The following is a 15,899-nucleotide window of genomic DNA, read 5'->3' as shown; positions in this document are numbered from 1 at the left end:
TTAAAATTTAAATATTATTAATTTATATGTAGGGTTGGGCTTTGTGGAAGTAAACCTTGAAGTGAATTTAGCTGGTCTTAAATTGAAAAATCCAATTATCCTTGCCTCTGGAATTATGGGATCTTCAGGATCGTTATTAAAGAGGGTTGCAAACGCTGGTGTTGGAGCTGTTGTTACAAAAACGCTTACTGCAGAACGTAGAGAGGGCTATGTTCCGCCCATAATTTATTCAACACGATGCTATACTCTTAATGCTGTTGGTTTGGCAAATCCAGGCATTAAGAATTTTAAAAATGATATCCAAGAAACGAAAGAATGTGGAATCCCAATTATAGTAAGTTTAGCGGGATCATCACCTGAGGAATTTGCATGGATGTCAGGTCTGGCACAAGATTATGGTGCAGATGCAATTGAACTAAACTTGTCATGCCCTCATGTTAAAGGTCTCGGAACAGAATTAGGTGATGATCCTATCATGGTTGAAGAAGTAGTTCGTTCCGTTAAAAGGAATGTTAAAATACCAGTTTTCTCAAAACTTACACCCAATACTTCAGATATATTAATTCAAGGAAGAGCATCAATTAAAGGTGGAGCTGACGGGCTAGTAGCTGTAAATACTTTAAGAGGCATGTCCATAGATGTTGAATTAAAAGCACCAGTACTCAGCAACATTTATGGTGGTGTTTCAGGAAAAGCGCTACATCCAATTGCTGTATATTCAGTCTATAAACTAAGCAGTAACTTCAATGTTCCAATAATAGGAGTTGGAGGTATTGAAACTTGGAAAGATGCTATAGAGTTTATACTTGCTGGTGCTATAGCTGTGCAAATAGGCACAGTATTAATATCAAAAGAACCTGAAATAGTAGTTCACAGATTAATTAAGGGTATTATAAATTATATGAAAAGACATGGATTTACTAACATAAAAAATATGAGTGGATTAATAATTAAAAAATCAAGTTAATCACTACTCACTGCTTGTATTTTACTTTCTAATGTTACCTCTTTATCCCGTCGGTCATCAATTCTTATTTCTGTGACTATACGCTTTATTCCCATCCTATAAAGTTCTTCATGAATTTCGTTGATTATCGATGCCAGCTCATTGAAATCTTTTACTTCTATACTCGTTGAGAAAGGTCCTATTATGAATTTTATGTTTCTTTGCTTTAATATATTTATAGCAATTTTTATATATTCAGATACGGATGTAGAGCACGTTCCAATAGGTGAAACATGAATATCTGCTAATAGCATTTTTTATCACAATAACATCATGCAAACCACACATTTATTCTTCATCTTTATTGTCTATGAGACTCTCTTCATCTAAAGTTAGACAGTAATTTCTGAAAAACTTTATAAGTGTTTGTTCCTAGTTTTTAACAACTAATACAGGTCTTGCTTCCATAAGGAATGAGCGACAGGCTTAACGTTCGATGCATCATCCTCACCTTTGCGAAGCCCAAAGACGTGAGCAATATAAGTAAGGAATGAAAATCCATGAACCTCACAGCTGTAAAGCTTATCGTTCATTAATAAAATCACAAATGGATCAGCAAAAATTTAAGAACCATTATCATCTTAAATCTAGAACATGTTTACCTCTTGTTAAAAAGATTTCACCATCCTCATAGGCTAATAAGCCACGTAAAAATACTTTAGTGGGCCAACCTGTTAATAACCAACCCTCGAAAGGCGTATATTTTGCTTTACTTATGAAATCTGATGCTTTCACAGGCTTCCATGTTTTAAGATTTACTACTGTCAGATCGGCATAAAAACCCTCGTTTATGATGCCCTTCTGTATACCTAAGTATCTTGCAGGGTTTATACACATTGTCTTTATAACTTGACTTAACGGTATCAGGTCTTTGATCCATTGAGTTATCATGAGTGGAAGAGAAATTTCAAGACCAGGAAATCCTGGTGCTGGATTCTCTGAGAGTTTTTCAGATATTAAATGGGGTGCATGATCAGTTGCAATAAAATCTATAAAACCTGAAATTAATGCATCATATAGCGCCTTTTTATCATTAATTGAAGATATGGGTGGCCTGCAATATTTCATTCCATTTGGCATATTTTGGAGTTCCTCATAAGAAAGAAGTAAATGGTGTGGTGTAACTTCTATAAGAGTATTTTTATCTTTATTATGACTTATTATTTTTAATGATCCTTCCCTTGAAACATGTACAAACCTTAAACTCAACATTCTTGGTTTATTAGATAAAACATAATTAACTGCTAATGGCTCGTCACCAACTTTAAATTCTGCATGTACTGCAACTTTTAGATTTAACTGTAGAGCGGAATAAAATATTTCATGTATTCTGTGAAGATCATTTGGATATACTTTGATTGCAATAATTTTTTTCGCGACTTTTGCAAGTTCTGAAAGATCGTTTGGAACACCAAAGTGGACACCAAAATCGACTCTAGATCTAGCGTGAAGCATTTCTAATCGTTGTTCCAACTTTTCAGAAGTATTTATTGGTGGTAATGTATTAGGCATTTCCACAATCGTAGTGCATCCTCCTTTTAATGCAGCCTTAGTACCACTTTCTATATCCTCTTTATAACTTTGTTCCCAATCTCTTAAATGAACGTGTAAATCAATTGTAGCAGGAATTATTAATTCTTCATTTTTTAATATTAATGTTTTTATATTACGCTCTTCTTTTTTACTTACTTTTATAATCTTGTCATCTTTGATTCGAATGACTGCATTATCAATAATGGCATTATTTATGAATGCTTTTCCTATTATTTGATATTCATCTCTTAAGCCAACCATTTTATACCACTTAGTTGATCTTTATTAAATACAGGTCCATCAGTGCATACTCTATATCCTTTTGGTTCTAATACGCATGATCCACAAAAACCTAATGAACATTTTATTATTCGTGACATTGAAGCCTCAAGCATAACATTATATTTAACAGCCAGCTCGTACATGGTTTTTATCATAGGTTCAGGACCACATGTAAGTATCATATCGATCTTTTCTTTTTTAAGTAGATCATTCGCAAGTTGTGTAACGAACCCTTTAAACCCTAAAGAACCATCATCTGTTGCAACGAAGACCTTCACTGAATAAAGTTTTGCCTCATCAATAAGAAATAATTCATCTGAAGTGTGAGCTCCAATAAGGTATGTAATATCCTTAGCTATTGGTTTAAGTTTATTTAATGCGAAAAATATCGGAGGTGTGCCAGAGCCACCGGCAACTAGCATGTAGGATAAATTTGATCTAAGTGTAAAAGAATTTCCGTAAGGTCCTCTTATGCCAACTTTTTCTCCATTTTTTAGGTTTATAAGCTTCTTAGTTAAGGGACCAACTGCCTCAATTATTAATGATATTTTTGTGCTTTCATGACTATACACACTAAACGGTGCTTCTTTAATTCCTGGTAACCAAACCATCACATAATTACCTGGTTGTGATTGTTTGATTGGGTATTTTAGCTTGAAAGTAAGCTTTGAAACAGTACGAGTTAAAGGTTGATTTTCTATAACTGTGGCAGATACATATCCCAAAACCTTCACCTAATGAGCTGTTTTATGATATCATCTTCATTCATTAATCTTCCGCAGTATTCGCATTGAACCACTAACAATTTTTTGGATATTACTACAAAACTTGCAATAACAGGTTCACGATCCTTTCTTGTTATACAATTTGGATTTTGACATGATAATATACCTACTATCTTATCCGGTAAACTGACACGTTTTTTATCTACAACATCATAATTCCTTATTATATTTATTGTAGCTGTAGGTGCTATCAATGCTAACTTATTGACCTGATTTGATTCAAGTTCTAATCCCTCAACTTTTACAATATCTTTTTTCCCAAACTTTTTACTCGGAACATTCATCACTAATGAAATGATAAACCCTTCCTTACCTGTTAAATTTAATAGTCTGAGAACATCTAGAGCTCTTCCCGCAGGAACGTGATCAATTACTGTTCCATCTTTTATTTTACTTACTTTCATTTCGCTTATTTCAGACACTTTTATCAACCTCCATAATTAGCATGAGCAATGCCATTCTAAGAGGCACACCATAAGATGCCTCCTTGAAATAAACTGCATACTTAGTTGTATCGACTTCATATGGTATTTCATCAACCCTAGGTAATGGATGCATTACTATAAGAGAATCCTTCGCTTTACTCAACAACTTAAGATTAATCTGATAAGTGCCCTTAACACGTTCATATTCTGCTGGATCAGGAAAACGCTCTTTTTGAATTCTGGTCACGTAAAGAACATCAAGCTCGCCTATTACATCATTAATATTCTCAGTATAATGTAATTCTACATTAAACCTCTTCAATGTAAAGAGAACATCATCTCGTGGCATTAATTCCTTTGGAGCAATTAACCAAAGCCTTTTCACACCAAAAATGCTCGTCCCGTACATAAATGATGTGGCAGCCCGACCATATTTAAGGTCACCTAAAATACCTATTGATAAATTATGCAAATCACTCTTAATCTTTTTTATAGTATATATATCGATCATTGCCTGAGTAGGATGATGTTGTGTACCATCTCCTCCATTTATTACCGGGTGTTCACAGATCTCTGCTGCTAGCTTTGCTGCACCCTCTAACGGGCTCCTCATTATAATTACATCCGCATAACTATCAAGCATCCTCATAGTATCTGCAAAACTCTCTCCCTTAGCTAATGATGAGACTGATGGTTCTAGCGTGATAACAGATGCGCCTAATTTATATGCAGCTGTTTCAAAACTTAGCCTAGTCCTTGTGCTAGGCTCAAAAAATGCAGTGGCAACTATCTTTCCATCCAGAGGCTTCCTTATGTCTAATTTTCCTTCTATTATTTTATCAGTTAAAGAGAAAAGACGTTCAAGCTCATCTTTATTAAAATCCAGTATTGAAACGACGTCTCTCTTTGCCCAACATCCCATTATTACTTCACCACAAACCCTCTTTTTAAACCAAAACTTAATATATCATCTAAGGAAAGAACACTCTTAAGCTCAACATTAGCATCCAATAACACTTTTTTTGCGCCCTCATTCCTATCAACAATTACTAATGCATAAAGAACAGATCCACCGTGATTTCTTACTACACTCACAGCGTTCAAAAGACTCCTACCAGTAGTGGCAACATCATCAATAATCAAGCATTTCATATTATTAACGCGTCCTTCAATAAGATGTTCAGTTCCATGTTCTTTTTTACTCTCACGAACATACGATAATGGTTTACGTTCCTCATAAGCTAATAAAGATGCCCACGGTAGCCCACCAGTAGCCACCCCTACAACAATATCATAATCTAAAGTTTTTACAACATGCATCATCATCCTTACAATAATCTCTCGTAGCTTAACATAGGATAACGCATTTCTTAAATCTATATAGACGTTACTTTCCTTTCCAGAAGAAAGTTTAAATTTACCAAACTTTACAGAATTTGTCTCATACATTAAAGCAATCAAACCTTCGCTTGTCAAGTCAGCTAACACAAAGCCCACACTTAAGTAGTTTTTAAAACAATTAAACTTTACGCACACATAAAAAGCAAAATATTTAAAAATCACATGACACATGAAGGTCAATAGTAGGCATGATTTTATGAAAATATTATAGATAAAAAAATAAGAGAACTGATTAATTCATGGACTTACTACAAATTGTCCATTCATAGTATCAGTGTGATAGGAGCATATCCATTTGTACGTACCTGGTTGGTTAACTTTAAAGGTTACTGTTGCTGTTTGCCCCTGCGCAGTTATATCACTAGATTGCACATTGAGCTGATTTATGACATAGTTGTGAATAACGTTCTCGTTATCTATGATCTTTATTTGTACACAATCTCCAACCTTTGCATAAAGTGTTGGATTTGGATGTTTATAATTAGTATCATTTTGGAAGAAGTATTGATTATTGTAAGCCACCAAGACATAGCTAACGTTTGGTGTACATGCACTGCTCGTTCCGCCGCCTCCACTACTGAAAAGACCACCACTGATAAATATGTACGCCAAGGCACCTGCTGCAACTATCACTATTAAACCAGCAATTAAGTATATTGTCTTCATGATTAATCAAGAGAATAAACGAGCACATTAATATAAGTTTATTTGGTTTATTTGAAAACTTAATGTTAAAAAAGTTTGCTGTTCACGATCTTATTAGCTTTAGTGCACTAAATAAGTCAAGAAAAACATTCTTTGTGTTCTACCATCTGATAATATTTTTTGTGCAATAGTATAAAAATTATTAATATGTATATTAAGTTTTATAATGAATGTTTGTTATTCTTAATACTGAAAATTATTGTATTGTAAAATTTTCGAACAATAACTTTTTGTATAAGATTCTATATTTTAATAATGTTAAAAGGAGTGATGTTTGGAATGAGCGCAGAGAAAAATAAGACAACTACAGAAGTTTTTGGCCAAGATTGGGTATTTGAGTGGGTGTTAGAGACTGCAAGAATAATAGGCTTATTGGATGATAGAGCAATGAAAATTGTTGAGCATATTTCGAAGGCGAATACTACGAACATATCTGAGATTGCAAAGCACACGTCTATTCCCATAGCCTCAGCTCATAATGTAATTAACAAGCTAACAGAGAGCAAGTTCATAAAAATTTCTGCATACATAAATCCATATCCACTTGGATTAAGACCGTTTTCTGTAATATTAACGGAGAATAAGATCGGTGGATCACAAAAAGTACTTAGTGCGCTTGAGGATTATTGCACATACGTGAGCAAGGGTTGGAGTGACGGACCTCAAATATACGCACAGGTAATGGTTCCTATAGGTCATGAGAATTTTCTTACTGAAATATTTGATGAGGCCATAAGGCAAGGTCTTTTAAGCAAGTATGAAGCATTTCCTACAACACCAGAGCTTGTTGTTCCAATATCTTTTGAGAACTATAACAAACTCACTAAGTCGTGGGAATTAAATTGGAGCGATCTATTTAGTAAATTTGATAGCGTTTCTGGAGAACTGGATGATATTTTACGAGGAGGTGGGTTTATTAGAATATGGCTTGATGATGTTGATACAGCAATGTTAAAAAAGTTTGAGGTTGATGCATTTGTAAGTTTAGGAGATATTCACAGAGAAATGAAAGGACTGAGCTTTCAAGGGATTTATTATCATTATATACATCATATAGAAAAGAAAAAGGTGATAACCAACCTTAAAGTTCATCTTGAATTGTACCCAAGCATGTTAAGGGGTAAGATAGCTACTGTTCATACAATACTTATTGCACAACCTAAAGATACAACAGCTCTAGCAAAATTAGTTAATACACTAAAAATGGCATCTCCATTCACCAAAAGCATAGTTAAAGTTCTTAATGCAAATACCATGATTGCGCAATTTTACTTTCCGGTCGTTGAACTTTTCTCATTAGCACAAGCACTTGATAAGTTAAGAGAAACAGGGTCGCTGTTAACATACAGACTCTTAGTATTAAATACAGAAACAATAAAACATAAAGGGTTACCTTACGACAAATTTGATCAGAAGTCTGAAGAATGGGTCTGGAATCAGGATGAAAAATTAATGAAAATAAGGGGAGTAATTTAAATTAGATCTAATGAAAAATCAGATAAAGATATTTTAATGTAAACCTATTTTTATCTGATGCACTATGTCTGTAATCCTTTCATCTAGTAATATAAAGAGTCATATTATAAAATTAAACAAAGGTGAGGACATAATTGAGCAAATTAAAGAAATTGCACGTAAACTGAACATTAAAGCAGGATTTTTCTTTGGAATAGGAGCATTTGAAGAACTTCGTATTGCATTTTATGATCAAAAGAAGAAAAAGTATGAAGAAAACATTTTTACAGAGGAATTAGAAATGACAAGTATTATAGGCAATATAAGTATTGATGAAAATGATGTGTTTATTCATTGTCATGTGAATGCCGGCGATAGAAACAGTATCATAGTAGGAGGTCATGTTTTACCAGGAAGCAAAGTATTTGCAGGAGAGCTTTTCCTTATTGAAATCAGCGGTGAGGAACTTATAAGAATACATGATAATGCTACAGGTTTGAAATTACTTTCCAAAAAGGAATCATAAAACAATCAAAATTTATCCATTAAAAAACTAGTATACAAAGTTTAAAGTATTTGTGATTATCAAATCGATGTTAGGTTCTTCTGAAATTTTCTTATATATAGTTTTTAAATGAATGGAATAAACAGAAATATAATATAAAACAAAACAATATTAGGAAGACTATTATGAAATTGTTGTGTTAAAAAGATGTTAAAAGGAAATGTACAAATAACTGAAACTGAAAACGTTATTATGCTTTATATTGCAGTCTTAATAACTAGAATAGGTTACGGATTGTTAATTATTACTTTTCCCGCTTATATTCATTATGCATCTGGAAAGGTTGTTGGAACATCTTTAGCATTATATCCTATTTTTGAGGCTATATCGGCAACATTTATCGGTAGTTATTCAGATAGGAAGGGAAGAAAAAACGTATTCTTAATTGGTTTATTATCATCAGGCATTTTCATGTCATTAATAAGCATTACTACAAACATTTACATTATTTCATTCATGCATGCATTGATGGGAATTTCTGCTTCTGCTGTTACTGTTTCAACATTAACCATGCTAACTGACTTAACTGTAATAGAAAATAGAGGAACAGGTATGGGAGCATTCGATTTCTTTAACATTATAGGTTACGCGTTAGGAATCTTATTATCGTCATGGTTAATTAGTATTTTTTATCATAAATTACATTATGTTTTTCTTGTAGCTGGAACACTCTTTTTTGCAACAACCATGCTATCATTATTTCTAAAGGAGCCACATCACAAATTTAGTGAACATTTTCACGCAAACCCTTTCACTGCATTAGATAAAAATGCCAAATCAATGTTACCGTTATGGTTTGCAGTAACGTTTTTACTTGGAATAGTGTTTTTCTCACCAAAAGCATTGGCAACATTTGGGATAAGACCTAGTGAAACAGGCATACTACTCTTTATCGGTGCAATAATGCTCGGAATTGGTTCTGTATTTTTTGGAATGCTTTCTGATAGAATTGGTAGAGAGAAAACAATATTAATAGGTACAATTGGTATAATAGGTGTTTTAGGATCGTTAATATATTTAATTGAAAAACAGAAAAGAATTAGCGAAAATCTTTTGATTAATATTATAGAAATTATCAGAAGAGACATATCGTTCGCGATAATAGCAGGTATCTCTATATTTATGATGACAGCTATAGTCCCATCAATTTTAGCATATACAGGTGATAAAGCACATATCGATCGTAGAGGTTCAGCCATGGGGTTATATAGCACAATGCTTAGTATTGGTGTAGCATCAGGAAACCTAATAGCAGGATTCGCATTCGATTTAGGAGGACCATCTGCAATCTTTAGAATAGCTATGATTATCTTTGTTATAATGTCATTGCTAACAGTAGCATTAAAATATCTGGCCTCCTCATCTTGAAAGAAAATTCCCTTTTACAATTTAACCATTCTAGACATCTTCTTCTAATAGAACCTTATATCTATCTCTAGGACTCTGTGCCTTCTTTTGCTGCAAGCAGTTGCTCACAATATAGTTAGATAGGTTTAACAAAGCCCCACTTATTTAATGCTCGCTGAAGTTCTTTATGATCTTTTGCATATTCCTCAATAGGTATTCCTTTAATTGCGGCTTCTATTGCTTCTCTCACAGCCCTTCCTCCTGATCGCGGGCCATCAGGATGACCCATAACTCCACCCCCAACTTGTATTATTATATCTTTACCAAGATTTTCTAAAACTATAGGAAGCGTACCTGGATGAAGCCCGCCTGATGAAGTTGGAAATACTGATCTTAACCCGTACCATGGTTGTTCTAAATGAAATATGTCGTTATTCAATGGTTTGTACGTATGTTCTCTGAGCAAGTTGCAAACATTCATTACATCAGTAGTTTTCGCCTCAAGTTTCCCTACACCTGGTGTACCAACATGTATATGATCTACACCGATTAGCCTAGCAAGTTTAGCTAAAACAAACATAGATAAACCATGAAATGGATTACGTGTGAACGCAGCATGAAAAGCTCTGTGCGCATGTATCGCAAGATTGTACTCCTCTGCTAATTCTTTAACAGCCTGAACAGCTGCCCATCCTATAATCACAAAATCTATCATGATGAATTCATTACCATAATCTGCAACAAGCTTAATTCTTTTGCTCATCTCATTCATTTCGGCAGTAACATTAATCAGATATCCTTTTCTTTCACCACTTTCTTTTTCAACACTATCAATAACTTTCATCACAGCATTTAATCTATCGGAAAATCTAATAAACTTCTGATTCGACAAATTCTCATCATCCTTTAACAAATCTATACCTCCAGAAAGTATTTCATACGCAGTACTAGCGTACTCACTAGTATCCATTCCTACCTTAGGCTTAGGGACTGTAGCAAGTAATGGCCTATCATATATTTTTAGAGAATCTCTAACACCATTAACACCTTTTATAGGCCCATCAAAATATTTTATATAAGCTTCTGGAAGATAAATATCTTCTAACCTTAATCCCTTTATAGCTTTCATACCAAAAATATTTCCAGCAATAGAGCTAATAAGTTGAGGAACATTACGTTCTTCGAATAAATCTAAAGGATAAGCAACCTTAACTAAATAACTTCCATCATCTAAACTAATAATCTCATAACCTTTAGCCATCAACTCACGAATCCTAGAAGGTAGTGAATAAAGTGTAGTCCACGTTCCAACACTAGATTCCGACGCAACACGACCAACAGCATCCTCTATACTTATTCCTTCCGATGGTGTGATTCTGAATACTGCAATAATTTCATCATTCCTAGGTTTGTATTCTTTCTTCACAAAATCAAGATACCACTCAAAATCTTCCTCTTCCTCACTAGTTCTATCCAAGGCTAACACCAAGTATCTATAAAAATAACTTAAATCTAAATCTATCTTACCTCACTTTTCAGAAGCAAAAACTGCGCTACTAGCTCTTGAATTCATCTTAGCGCGTTAAACTAATTTTAAAATTGTTTCATAATAAAGATAACTAAAATAATATTCTTCGTCAGTCCGAACCTTTTGTGTTATTCAGGAACGTATATGCATGCAGGATCCTCGTCTAATGGGTCTTTATATGTTGCGTATGCGCGAGCTCTAGAACCCCCGCATATATCTTTGAATTCACAAACACCACAGCGTCCTTTAAAATTAGCTGCTCTGATGTCTTTGAGTATTTGATTATTTCTATAAATATCCACGATACTTTTTGTACGTATGTTGCCTAATGGCAATGGAAGAAATCCGCTTGGGTAAACATCACCGTTATATGCAACAAATATTATTCCTTTCCCATCACGTGTTCCAACGGTGTGGACTTTCACTTCTGATGTAGGTGTTCCTAATAATTCTTTTAATTTGTTGGAAAGTTGATAGTATAGTTTGCTTGGAGCATATTTTGTTTGAGGAATGTTATTTTTACGCCATGTAACAACTCTTCTGAAAAATGGTGCTTCAACTGTTCTGATTGTAAAACCATACATGGATGCATCGTAAAGGAAATGCATGACATCTTCATATTCTATAGGTGTTATTTCTTCGACATTGATTCCTCTTCCGACTTTTATTAAAAAGAATACTTCCCATATAGAGGCACCTAAGTTCTTTACTATAGAAGCTATATAGGGCAATTCTAGCACATTCTCTTTCATTACTGCAGTGTTAATCTGGACTGTTACACCTTCTGATACTATCGTGCGAATTGTATCTATTGTTATATTAAAATGACCTTGAATTCCTCTAATTGACTCATGTGTTTTTGGTGTGGCTCCATCAAGACTTATAGAAATTGTCTTCACACCCATTTCTTTAATCTTTCTAATTGATTCGCGAGTTAATTTTGGTGTAACACTTGGTGCAAGACTTACAGGTATGTTAAGTGAGCTTGCATATTCCATTAAATCATATATATCAATTCTCATTAAAGGATCACCACCAGTTATTATTAAGACTGGATATGGTTTTCCAAATTGGGTCAGGCTTTCTATAAACTTATATCCTTCCTCAGTTGTTAATTCACCAGGTAAAGCGCTCTTAATAGCTTCGGCTCTGCAATGTTTACATGCAAGTAAACAAGCCTTTGTAGACTCCCAAAAAACAAGTATGGGTCGTTCATCATAATTAATTCTCTTTACTGGAACTTGGTAGCTCTTACTGTTTTCGTGCATGGTTATTGTTCTCTTGCTGTCGTTCAGCAAATTCAACACCAAAAATGAACAATGTTAATCAATAAAAAATTAATGCAACCTAGAGTTATTACTGAGAGTTCTAAAATGTTTAATTATGAAAATGTCTATTAAAATAGAGAGTTAAATTGATCCCTATAACTGTAATGGTTACTGAACGAGGAACTACATCATTTAAAATAAAAGGAAATTATGGAAAAGGAAGACCAAGCACTTTTAGCGACATTTATAAACCAGTTATCTCATGGAACATTACAAGACGATGTAACTTGAAATGCTTGCATTGTTATATTAATGCAATTACAGGACCGTTAGTTGATGATCTTACACGAGAAGAGGCACTAAATACTGTTGATCAGATGAAAGAACTGGGTGTGCCATTAATAATAATGAGCGGAGGGGAACCTCTCATTAGGAAAGACTTTTTTGATATATCTGAATATGCTTCGTCGCTCGGTTTACGGTTAGTATTGAGTACTAATGGTACCTTGATAACACCTGAAATTGCCTCTAGATTGCGCGATCTAGGATTTATTTATATAGGTATAAGCTTAGATAGTCCAATAGAAGAATGGCACGATCAATTTAGAGGCGTAAAAGGGGGATATCAATCAACAATCAATGGCATAAAAAATGCTATACATGCTGGTCTTTCAGTAGGATTAAGATTAACGGTAACTAGATTTAATATTAATGATGTGAAATCTTACATTGATCTTGCTTTGCGATTAGGAGTGCCTCGGGTTACATTTTATCATCTTTCATCTGCAGGAAGAGCAAAGTCATTGAAAGACTGGTATATTACTCCTTCGCAATACTTTGATTTCATGGATTATTTAATAAATATTTCTAGAAAATATGCAGGCAAACTTGAGATTGAAACTACCATGGCACCTTTTGATGGAATCTATGTTGCTCATAAGATAGCTAAAGACCAAAAAGATTTTAAGGAATTATTAGAAGTTGTACGAGCCCAAGGAGGTTGTGGACGAAAAATCATATCAATATTTCCAGATGGTTCTGTTCATCCATGCCAATTCGTAGATTTTATAACATTAGGAAATGTTAAACATAAAACACTCAAAGATATATTAAAAGAAAGTTCTTATCTACTCAAACCATTCATAGAACCAGATTTAACAGGTTCAAAATGTTCTTCCTGCCCATTTAGAAACATCTGTAATGGTGGAGACAGAATACGTGCGTATTATTTAACAGGGGACATTAACGGTGATGACCCGCAATGTTTCCTAAACACTAAAAATATATGGGCACAATGGTATAAAAAATAACCACTCTTACTAAGAGTTAAGTATTTACAATTTCAGAGTAAAGAGATATCAATGATGTGCCTAAAAATATTTACTATGCGCGAATTATGAAAAAATAAAACCATAAAGAATTTTCAAGAAATGACTATTACGATTTTTGAGAAGAAAAATACTCATAGATTAATTGTTCAGGTGTATAATATAGATTTTTATCCTGTTCACCATTAAGTATCGAATTCTTTAATTGATCAATCTTAGTTAAGAATTCTTCTGGGGTTATTATTATGCTTTCACTGAGTGGGTAATCGGTCCCATGTATGAATATATATGTAGTTATTTTCCATATTTCAACCCAAGGTCTTCCACCTTTTATATGGACTTCATCTATTTCTTTCAGAACCCTCTCCTTAATTCTATCAACGATTATTATGAACGCTTTCCGTCGCGAAAATAACATCCTTTCATTAAGATTAATATTATCAAAACTTTTGCTTATATCTTGTAGTCTTAATGACAACTCACTTACTTTGGTTATGAGTGATTCTATCCTATTGTCCAATTGTGCTCTCTCCTACTATTGCCTCTAGAAGTTTGTCCAGTGATTTTATAAATTCATTAATCGACGCAATCTTGCTTGGGTCCCTTTCCTGATGCTTCTCCCACGCTTCTCTTATATTTATCATAATAGGTATTAAGCTTTCTAGATTTGATTTGTTATTAGCTTCCATAGGGTTGTCTATCAACCTGACAAGTTTTGCCAGCGGTTCCGTCAAAGTTATTTTCCTTTCTATCTCTTTTACCCTAATTTCAAGATCTTTAATTTTTAGTTCCACAGTGTCTTGAAGCATTTTTATTTCATCACCTAATTCTGATCTTTTTCTCTCTAACTTGTTTATCTCATTTTGCCTACTTGTTATGCTTGCTTGCAATGATTCCAAACGCTTTTCTAATTCTGCGATCATTCTCGTATGTTTCTCTTCAAGCTCCCGTTGCTGTTTCTTTATCTCCTCTTCAATATGAATACGTTTTAGTTTTATTTCTTCATCCAATTCAGATATTATATTACTTTTTTCCTTAATTAATCGTTCAAGATCGTTTAATACTTTTTCATTAAAATCTTTTGACCACTTTATTTCCTCCAATAATTTTTTGTTCTTTTCTAACTCGCTTTGTACATCCTCAAGCTCTTTTCTTTTGATCTCTATACTTTCAGTCAACGACTTATATTCAGATAGCATTCTAATCAATGTTTTAATAGCTGTCTCCATATTAATGCCATGCTTAATCAACTCAGAACTAAGGATCTCTGCAGTTTCTGGTGTAAAACCGAGTTCTTCTAATCTCTGACTCTGACTAATTATTTGATCCAACCTTTTGATAGGAATTTTTAATTCATATAGTTTCTTTTGAAGCTCTTTCAATTCATGAAGATTAATAATTTCATTTTGTAAGTTAGAGTGCTCCTGACGTAATGTATTTATATCGTTTTGTAATTTTACGAAATTTTTGCTAATCCTTTGGTACTCCTCTACTATCCTATCATACTCTATACCATGTTCTGCTTCAAGCCTAAATAGCTCGCTAGCCTTTAAAAGTATTTTTGGCGCCTCATTTCCATATTTTGCTATATGTCCTATTACTTCTCCTAATGATGAAACATCAACATCAAGATTTTTTAATATTAACACAAACTTCGCCCCTTCCACAGCATCATTAATTGTTATACTATTCCGTTTTAATGTTGAGTTTAAAATTCTCAGTTCATTAATATCCGGTAATGCTTGTCGTATTTCATTTATAACGTTAGTTATACTACCCAGACTAACATTAACTTGACCGCTAATACTTCGATAATCTTGACCATTCATCCATAATTCAAATATCTTATTTTTCACTGTTTCTGGAAGGGGCCGCATTAGAGCACACTAATAGTAATGTTATCACATATATTTAAATGTTCACATGTTTACTCAAATTGTTCAAATGTTCAAACACAATAATAATAATGTTCACTTAAAATTGATCTGAACAAAACAATTAGAATTTGAACACAGTATTATCTAACTTATTCATCATACTACCTATGATTATTGTAAAGAAACAGGTATCCTACGTTAATTAGATGTGTAAGATAAAAATATTGATGAAACATTTATGATACTAAAGAAAAGTTGTCTTAGTATAAAATATCATTAATATTTAAATTATTCTTTGTAGAAATATAGTAATATTAAAATCGCTTATTAATATATTTGATTAGTTATATTAGTTTAATTTTATAATAAATACTCTCTTATGTTGTATTTAATA

At 33.3% G+C, this 15,899-nt stretch carries 17 protein-coding genes; 5 read left to right on the top strand and 12 right to left on the bottom strand.

Annotated elements, in window-relative coordinates; genetic code table 11:
* Window positions 1-43 precede the first annotated feature (43 nt).
* Window positions 44-967 (top strand): dihydroorotate dehydrogenase, encoded by a 924-nt coding sequence (locus QW128_04175; GenBank protein MEM3832782.1) that lies wholly within the window; start codon window positions 44-46, stop codon window positions 965-967.
* Here the strand turns inward: QW128_04175 and QW128_04170 are convergent.
* From QW128_04170 to QW128_04135, 8 genes are all read right to left on the bottom strand, one after another.
* On the bottom strand, window positions 964-1,260 hold the full coding sequence (locus QW128_04170; GenBank protein ID MEM3832781.1) for an MTH1187 family thiamine-binding protein: 297 nt from the start codon (window positions 1,258-1,260) through the stop codon (window positions 964-966). The two genes, QW128_04175 and QW128_04170, sit on opposite strands and share 4 nt — an antisense overlap.
* Window positions 1,261-1,392: 132 nt before the next feature.
* The gene (locus QW128_04165; GenBank protein MEM3832780.1) at window positions 1,393-1,539 is read right to left on the bottom strand and encodes a hypothetical protein; all 147 of its coding nucleotides are present in this window, start codon (window positions 1,537-1,539) and stop codon (window positions 1,393-1,395) included.
* A 43-nt stretch (window positions 1,540-1,582) separates the two neighbouring features.
* Complete coding sequence (locus tag QW128_04160) at window positions 1,583-2,800, bottom strand: amidohydrolase family protein (protein ID MEM3832779.1); 1,218 nt, start codon at window positions 2,798-2,800, stop codon at window positions 1,583-1,585.
* The gene (locus QW128_04155; GenBank protein MEM3832778.1) at window positions 2,788-3,546 is read right to left on the bottom strand and encodes a dihydroorotate dehydrogenase electron transfer subunit; all 759 of its coding nucleotides are present in this window, start codon (window positions 3,544-3,546) and stop codon (window positions 2,788-2,790) included. The genes QW128_04160 and QW128_04155 overlap by 13 nt, the downstream gene beginning before the upstream one ends.
* A 5-nt stretch (window positions 3,547-3,551) precedes the next feature.
* Window positions 3,552-4,028 (bottom strand): aspartate carbamoyltransferase regulatory subunit, encoded by a 477-nt coding sequence (gene pyrI, locus QW128_04150; protein ID MEM3832777.1) that lies wholly within the window; start codon window positions 4,026-4,028, stop codon window positions 3,552-3,554.
* Complete coding sequence (pyrB, locus tag QW128_04145) at window positions 4,021-4,953, bottom strand: aspartate carbamoyltransferase (GenBank protein MEM3832776.1); 933 nt, start codon at window positions 4,951-4,953, stop codon at window positions 4,021-4,023. The genes pyrI and pyrB overlap by 8 nt, the downstream gene beginning before the upstream one ends.
* 2 nt (window positions 4,954-4,955) lie before the next feature.
* On the bottom strand, window positions 4,956-5,528 hold the full coding sequence (gene pyrE, locus QW128_04140) for an orotate phosphoribosyltransferase (GenBank protein MEM3832775.1): 573 nt from the start codon (window positions 5,526-5,528) through the stop codon (window positions 4,956-4,958).
* A 141-nt stretch (window positions 5,529-5,669) separates the two neighbouring features.
* Window positions 5,670-6,098, bottom strand: coding sequence for a cupredoxin domain-containing protein (locus QW128_04135; protein ID MEM3832774.1), 429 nt, complete (start codon window positions 6,096-6,098; stop codon window positions 5,670-5,672).
* A 294-nt stretch (window positions 6,099-6,392) separates the two neighbouring features.
* On the opposite strand from QW128_04135, the gene QW128_04130 reads away from it, so the two are divergent.
* The 3 genes from QW128_04130 (at window position 6,393) to QW128_04120 (ending at window position 9,525) form a co-directional block, all read left to right on the top strand.
* The gene (locus tag QW128_04130; protein MEM3832773.1) at window positions 6,393-7,613 is read left to right on the top strand and encodes a helix-turn-helix domain-containing protein; all 1,221 of its coding nucleotides are present in this window, start codon (window positions 6,393-6,395) and stop codon (window positions 7,611-7,613) included.
* Between the two features lie 64 nt (window positions 7,614-7,677).
* Window positions 7,678-8,118 (top strand): DNA-binding protein, encoded by a 441-nt coding sequence (locus tag QW128_04125; GenBank protein ID MEM3832772.1) that lies wholly within the window; start codon window positions 7,678-7,680, stop codon window positions 8,116-8,118.
* A 186-nt stretch (window positions 8,119-8,304) separates the two neighbouring features.
* Window positions 8,305-9,525: an MFS transporter gene (locus QW128_04120; GenBank protein MEM3832771.1), complete on the top strand. Its 1,221-nt coding sequence runs from the start codon at window positions 8,305-8,307 to the stop codon at window positions 9,523-9,525.
* Between the two features lie 115 nt (window positions 9,526-9,640).
* Here QW128_04120 and rbcL read toward each other — a convergent pair whose 3' ends face one another.
* Together rbcL and QW128_04110 are read right to left on the bottom strand one after the other, a co-directional pair.
* Window positions 9,641-10,990, bottom strand: coding sequence for a type III ribulose-bisphosphate carboxylase (gene rbcL / locus QW128_04115; protein MEM3832770.1), 1,350 nt, complete (start codon window positions 10,988-10,990; stop codon window positions 9,641-9,643).
* A 170-nt stretch (window positions 10,991-11,160) separates the two neighbouring features.
* Window positions 11,161-12,339: a TIGR04053 family radical SAM/SPASM domain-containing protein gene (locus QW128_04110; GenBank protein ID MEM3832769.1), complete on the bottom strand. Its 1,179-nt coding sequence runs from the start codon at window positions 12,337-12,339 to the stop codon at window positions 11,161-11,163.
* Window positions 12,340-12,446: 107 nt separating this feature from the next.
* On the opposite strand from QW128_04110, the gene QW128_04105 reads away from it, so the two are divergent.
* Window positions 12,447-13,610, top strand: a complete 1,164-nt coding sequence (locus QW128_04105; protein ID MEM3832768.1) for a radical SAM protein — start codon at window positions 12,447-12,449, stop codon at window positions 13,608-13,610.
* 127 nt (window positions 13,611-13,737) lie between these two features.
* Here the strand turns inward: QW128_04105 and QW128_04100 are convergent, their stop codons facing one another.
* Both QW128_04100 and QW128_04095 read right to left on the bottom strand, forming a co-directional pair.
* Window positions 13,738-14,148, bottom strand: coding sequence for a hypothetical protein (locus QW128_04100; protein MEM3832767.1), 411 nt, complete (start codon window positions 14,146-14,148; stop codon window positions 13,738-13,740).
* The gene (locus QW128_04095; protein ID MEM3832766.1) at window positions 14,138-15,505 is read right to left on the bottom strand and encodes a hypothetical protein; all 1,368 of its coding nucleotides are present in this window, start codon (window positions 15,503-15,505) and stop codon (window positions 14,138-14,140) included. The genes QW128_04100 and QW128_04095 overlap by 11 nt, the downstream gene beginning before the upstream one ends.
* Between the last annotated feature and the right edge of the window lie 394 nt (window positions 15,506-15,899).

Source organism: Thermoprotei archaeon, from assembly GCA_038881895.1.
Taxonomy (GTDB): Archaea; Thermoproteota; Thermoprotei; order Gearchaeales; family WAQG01; genus JAVZOV01.
The sequence above is the reverse complement of the archived record's forward strand: the minus strand, read 5'-3'. Positions and strand labels throughout refer to the sequence as shown.